Annotated in this window: 5 protein-coding genes and 1 pseudogene; 2 read left to right on the top strand and 4 right to left on the bottom strand. The window is 39.9% G+C overall.

From position 1 onward, the window contains the following. Nucleotides 1-23 precede the first annotated feature (23 nt). Entirely contained in the window at nucleotides 24-1,049 is a 1,026-nt protein-coding gene (gene dusB / locus HJG58_RS14665; RefSeq protein WP_046811698.1) for a tRNA dihydrouridine synthase DusB, read from the bottom strand. An 83-nt stretch (nucleotides 1,050-1,132) separates the two neighbouring features. On the opposite strand from dusB, the gene HJG58_RS14670 reads away from it, so the two are divergent. Beyond that, entirely contained in the window at nucleotides 1,133-2,341 is a 1,209-nt protein-coding gene (locus HJG58_RS14670) for a DUF1615 family protein (protein ID WP_216076584.1), read from the top strand. Then, the gene (locus tag HJG58_RS14675) at nucleotides 2,308-2,964 is read left to right on the top strand and encodes an HAD-IB family hydrolase (protein ID WP_170249484.1); all 657 of its coding nucleotides are present in this window, start codon (nucleotides 2,308-2,310) and stop codon (nucleotides 2,962-2,964) included. The genes HJG58_RS14670 and HJG58_RS14675 overlap by 34 nt, the downstream gene beginning before the upstream one ends. 26 nt (nucleotides 2,965-2,990) lie before the next feature. Here HJG58_RS14675 and proB read toward each other — a convergent pair whose 3' ends face one another. From proB to HJG58_RS14690, 3 genes and pseudogenes are all read right to left on the bottom strand, one after another. Continuing rightward, entirely contained in the window at nucleotides 2,991-4,124 is a 1,134-nt protein-coding gene (gene proB, locus HJG58_RS14680; protein WP_002118789.1) for a glutamate 5-kinase, read from the bottom strand. Between the two features lie 15 nt (nucleotides 4,125-4,139). Further along, nucleotides 4,140-5,360 carry an Obg family GTPase CgtA gene (gene cgtA, locus HJG58_RS14685; RefSeq protein ID WP_016140310.1) on the bottom strand — a complete coding sequence of 407 codons (1,221 nt, stop codon included), beginning with the start codon at nucleotides 5,358-5,360 and terminating at the stop codon, nucleotides 4,140-4,142. A 179-nt stretch (nucleotides 5,361-5,539) separates the two neighbouring features. After that, nucleotides 5,540-5,923: pseudogene (locus HJG58_RS14690) on the bottom strand (hypothetical protein); the annotation flags it as partial. Between the last annotated feature and the right edge of the window lie 77 nt (nucleotides 5,924-6,000).

Here is a 6,000-nt window from a genome sequence, read left to right on the forward strand (position 1 = left end):
GTAATCAGATACTGGCTTTTTATTTAATGAGTTTCTAATAAGTTAACCTGCTCAACCTGAACATCACTCATCAAATTTCCTTCAGCCAATAGCTGATTAAAATAATTTTCGACTACTATTGCCTGTTCAGCAGTACTTTCAACTTTATACATCTTTTGGCGGAATTCATTACTCGAACGTAATCCTTTGGTGTACCAAGCAATATGTTTACGGGCAATACGGCAGCCAGAGTATTCACCATAAAATTGATAAAGTTCTGATAAATGGCCTAGTAGTACCTGTTTCACCTCTTCAATATTAGGTGCAGCTAAGTGTTCACCAGTTTTTAAATAATGAGCAATTTCACGAAAAATCCATGGTCGACCTTGAGCAGCGCGACCAATCATAATTGCATCTGCCCCTGTATAGTCGAGTACATATTTTGCTTTTTCAGGACTATCAATATCACCGTTTGCAATCAGTGGAATATTGATTAATTCTTTAACATGTTTGATCAAATCATAACGTGCTGTATTTAAATACATGTCTTCGCGAGTACGGCCATGTAAAGCTAGTGCGGCAATCCCCGCTTCTTCTGCCCTTTTTGCTACTCTTAAAATATTTTCCTGACCATTTAAAAATCCCAAACGGGTTTTCAAAGTCACGGGAACATCAACAGCAGCGACAACTGCATCAAGTATTCGCGCCACCAAGTCTTCATCTTGTAATAATGCTGAACCAGCTAGTTTGTTACATACTTTCTTGGCAGGACATCCCATATTGATATCAACAATTTGTGCGCCATTTGCTACTTGATAACGTGCAGCCTCTGCTAATTGCTCAGGATCAGAACCTGCAATTTGAGCAGAGATTGGAGCGAGTTCGCCGTCAAAATTTGCACGATAGAGGCTCTTTTTGCTCATCCGCAAAGTTTTATCAGCAGTCATCATTTCACTGACTGCATGGCCTGCGCCAAAATACTTGCAGAGTGTTCTAAATGGACGGTCAGTAACTCCAGCCATAGGAGCAACAATTAAATTATTTGACAGTTGATAGGGACCAATATACATATATATTCATACAATTGATGATCAACATAGTATACTTCATCCGCTTAATCGGCTCATCTTTTTATGCAGGTGCTTTCCTCGCCATGAACAAACCGTTGTCTTCCCGTTTTTTATTAAAATCATTCGGCATGGCTGCCGTATGCATGAGTTTAGCTGCTTGTGGTGATAAAGCTTGGTGGTCAAACGATGATGAGCCTGAACTAGAAAGCCAACAGATTAAACGTCTAATTCCATCGCGTGTGCATGACCGTGAGTCATGGGCAAATGATATCGATGACATCATGAGAGGGTTAGATATTCAAAAAAATAAAAAAAATGTCTGCAGTATTATTGCCGTTGTCGATCAAGAATCTAACTTTGTTGCCAACCCTCAGGTGTCTGGATTAGGACAAAAGGCTGTTGAGGAAGTGAGTACACGTTTAAATGAAAAATTTGAAGATAAACTTGGCAAAACTGTTGGTGGAACAATTGCTGGTTATTTTGAAGAAGTTCTAAGAACTCAGCCCTCTCCTGATAACAACTATATGAGTCAAATGCGTAAAGTTAAAACCGAGAAAGAACTCGACTTACTTTACCGAGAAATTTTCGACTTCATGGCTAAACATTATCATGTGAGTGCCTTAACTGGCGCAGCCAAATTGGTTGGTCAAGATATTGGCGAGAAAATGAACCCTATTACGACTTTGGGCTCAATGCAAGTTCATATTAATTATGCAAAAGCAAACAAGCGTTCGAGTATGAGTACTGCTGCGCTTCGCGATGATCTCTATACTGAATATGGTGGTTTATATTACGGCATACATCGTTTAATGGTTTATCCGGCAGACTATGATAAAGCTATTTATCGTTTTGCGGATTATAACTCTGGTATGTACTCTAGCCGTAATGCAGCTTTTCAAAAAATGCTACGAGAACTTACTGATAAAGATATAAGCCTTGATGGCGATCTACTTCTTTATACAAAAGATGGTGATCCGCGCGCAACTCAAAGCGAGTCAGAAAAAGAGCTGATTACGGTATTTGCAAAAAATAATATCTTAGTTACACCAAGACAAATTCGTAATGATCTTAAATTAGAAAAAGAGAAAAAGTTTGAGAGTACTCAAACTTATATTGCGCTGACTAAACTTTATAAATCCAAAACTAGCAAAGAGCCACTCTATGCAATTATGCCTCAAGTAGTGATTTCTGGGCCTAAATTAAGTCGTGATTATAATACTAATTGGTACGCAACCCGCGTAAACGGACGATATGAAACATGTATGCAACGAGCGAAAAGAATAAGACTATAAAAAGTCTCGCCCTGTTCGATTTTGATGGAACCTTGTGTAGTAAAGATAGTTTTACAGGGTTCATCTTTTATGCTTTATCTAAGCGCCACATTGTTAAGCAAGGCTTAAAAATTCTACCATGGATTCAAGCCTACTATCTTAACTTTTATCCAGCCCATGCTATGCGTGCCAAGTTATTCCGTAGCATGTTTAAAGATACCCCTGCAATTGAATTGCAAAGATTAGGTGAAGAATACGCACAAGAATTAGTCTCTGCGCTTTCGCCAGAAATCTTTACTCAGTTACAACACCATCAATTACGTGGTGATCAGGTCGTATTAGTTTCGGCTTCAATTGATGTCTATCTTGTTCCACTTTGCAAGTTACTAGATATCGAGTTGATTTGTACCGAAACTCAAATTAGAAACGGTATGATGACTGGTTACTACTCCACTCCAGATTGTAGTAGTGAACAAAAGAAGTTGAGAATACATCAGCAATATACGCTACAGCATTACCACCAGATTTATGCTTATGGTAATAGTTCAGAAGACCTCGATATGCTCAGTCTTGCCACACATCCATATATGGTAGGTGAAGACCGTGTTTTACCTCGTTTAACACCAGAAAAAAAGCTCGCATAAAGCGAGCTTTTTTATTTGAACACAACTTAATAAATTGCCATATGATCACGGTGAATCATTTCAAGTGAACGAGCTTCACCTAACACTTGATAAACCTTATCTGAGGCTAAGCCTTTAATAATTTCGGCTGATCGTGAGCTAAAGTTCACTCGACCTACCGCAATACGTTTACCTTGTTTATCGACACATTCAACCACATCACCACGATCAAAATGTCCTTCAACATTTTTAACTCCGACAGGGAGTAAACTGCGATGCTTCAATTTAATCGCTTCAACAGCACCATCATCAATCACAAGACGACCCGCTGTTTGTAAATGAGCAGCAAGCCACTGTTGATGAGCAGTCATGCGGTCTTTATCTGTAGTAAACAAAGTGCCTAGCATCTCACCTGCCATCGCACGTGACAGGACATTATCACTTTCGCCACTCGCGATGAGGGTTGGACAGCCCGATTTAGCAGCTAAACGTGCAGCACGAACTTTAGTGACCATCCCACCTCGCCCGAGTACACCACCGCCGCCGGCCATATCGAATAAATCATCATCCATAGCACGAACGGTAGAGAGTAATTTAGCATCAGGATTATGACGCGGATCTGAGTCAAACATACCTTGCTGATCGGTTAAAATGATCAGTAATTCGGCATGAACCTGACCTGCCACCATCGCAGCTAAAGTATCATTATCACCAAAACGGATCTCATCGGTAGACACCGTGTCATTTTCATTAATGACAGGAATCACACGCCAATCAATCAAGTTTTGCAAAGCATCACAAGAGTTCAGATAACGACGGCGATCTGCCAAATCATCATGAGTCAATAAAACCTGAGCAGTACGAATACCGTGGTTTTCAAGCACACTAGACCAAGTATGAATTAAGCCCATCTGCCCAATTGCAGCACAGGCTTGTAGACTGGGTAGATCGGTGGGTCGACTCGCAAGCTTCATACGAACCATACCTTCTGCTACAGCTCCTGATGACACTAAAATAATCTCGTGTCCAGCATTGTGCAGATCTGCAATCTGTTTCGCCCAATGCGAAATAGCATCTAGATCTAAACCTTGCCCATTAGCTGTAAGTAAAGATGATCCGATTTTAACAACGATTCGTTTACACTCACTGAGCTGACGTTGCCCATCGACCACTTCTATCATGTTTCCCTCGGTTTTCTAGTCACGAACGTAGATGACTTCTACATCATTGTCGTCTTCATCATCGTCAAAATCATCATCATCGTCCATCATGCTTTCGAGACGTTGTGCTCGACGCATTGCACGATATGCTTCTTTTGCCGCAATGGTTTGTTCACGTGTTTCAACTTCTAGTTGTTCACGGAAAGCTCTTACTTCTGCTGCGTATTCAGGATCTTCAACTTCGCGTTCACGTTGTTGTTCAATCTGATCCATCAGGTAATACACAACTTCTTTTGTACCTTCGCTTAATAAGCCCGATGTCTTAAAGACAGGTCCAGTCCACTCTAGTTCGTCTAGAATGTGCTGACACCACTCTTCACGGCTTTCTTCAGCAATCTGATCAAGTTTATTGAGTACTAAAACAACTGGTAGTTTCGCCAAAGTTGGTGAAAACTTAACCAACTCATTCATAATCGCTTTTGCATTATGCGCTGGATCTGAACCATCAATTGGTTGTACATCAATAATGTGTAAAAGAATACGAGTACGTGCCAAATGTTTAAGGAAACGAATCCCTAAACCTGCACCTTCTGCTGCACCCTCGATTAACCCAGGAATATCGGCCATTACAAATGAACGATGGCGGTCAGCATCGACTACACCCAAGTTTGGAACCATGGTTGTAAATGGATAATCTGCCACTTTTGGTTTTGCAGCACTTACAGCACGAATGAAAGTAGATTTACCGGCATTTGGCATACCCAGCAAACCAACATCTGCCAATACTTTTAATTCAAGACGAATTTCGCGAAACTCACCTTTTGTACCAGTCGTACATTTACGTGGTGCTCGGTTAGTTGATGATTTAAAGTGAGTGTTACCTAAACCACCTTCACCACCACCAGCAACCAGAATTCTTTGGCCGTCTTCAACCAAATCGCCAATAATATCGCCTGAATCTGTATCAACAATTGTTGTACCAACGGGTACTTTTAAAACCACATCTTCACCACCACGTCCAGTACAGTTAGCACCTGCACCGTTTTTTCCACGCTCAGCACGGAATTTACGTGTGTAACGGTAATCGACTAGCGTACTTGTATCGTCATCAGCTTGAATATAGATACTTCCACCACGTCCGCCATCACCACCATCTGGGCCACCAAATGGTACAAATTTTTCACGGCGAAAACTGGCTACGCCATTGCCACCGTCGCCAGCCTCTACGGTAATGACTGCTTCATCAACAAAGCGCATCTGCCAATCCTCTAAAAACTCTAAAACCGCCTATTCTGCCATATTTTCATAAAATTCTCGAATAGAAAATGGAACAATTCCATTTATAACGATCTGTTTTATCTTTAATCCAGCAGATGCTTTTAGTTTTGCAAATAGGATCCTTATAAAAAATAAAATTTAGCCAATTTATTTAATTATCAAGGATGAACATTGCGCAGAGGTAAGGTCATTTGCATATCAAGATTTGCTTTTGTTTTTGGCACAGAATTATACATGATGGCATTAAATGACGAGACATTCCCCATTTCCATAGGATCATTTACGTTTAGGCTTGGTTTAAACTGATGTTTCACCGATAAATTTACAGGTTCATCGAATTCAAAATAAACAGGACCATCAAAAACAATTTTAACGGGAACGGTATAACTACGTTTTAAATTAAAAGGCACATCCAATTTAATAGGAATATCTAATTTAAGGGGAAATTTTGGTAAAAACTTATTTTGATAAACCAAATCTGTGGTGGTTTCTAAAGGCATAACCTGATCAATTTTTAGAGTCGTTGAATAATCGACATTTACTAGACTTCCGTCATAAATCAAAAAACGTACAATTTATTTGATCAAATTAATCAGCAAAATTATTTAATTCAAGAGAT

Source organism: Acinetobacter geminorum (assembly GCF_013009345.1).
Lineage (GTDB): Bacteria > Pseudomonadota > Gammaproteobacteria > Pseudomonadales > Moraxellaceae > Acinetobacter > Acinetobacter geminorum.

Coding starts and splice junctions, on each gene's coding strand:
- dusB (WP_046811698.1), bottom strand. CDS start 1,049: ATGTATATTGGTCCCTATCAACTGTCAAATAATTTAATTGTTGCTCCT.
- HJG58_RS14670 (WP_216076584.1), top strand. CDS start 1,133: ATGAACAAACCGTTGTCTTCCCGTTTTTTATTAAAATCATTCGGCATG.
- HJG58_RS14675 (WP_170249484.1), top strand. CDS start 2,308: ATGTATGCAACGAGCGAAAAGAATAAGACTATAAAAAGTCTCGCCCTG.
- proB (WP_002118789.1), bottom strand. CDS start 4,124: ATGATAGAAGTGGTCGATGGGCAACGTCAGCTCAGTGAGTGTAAACGA.
- cgtA (WP_016140310.1), bottom strand. CDS start 5,360: ATGCGCTTTGTTGATGAAGCAGTCATTACCGTAGAGGCTGGCGACGGT.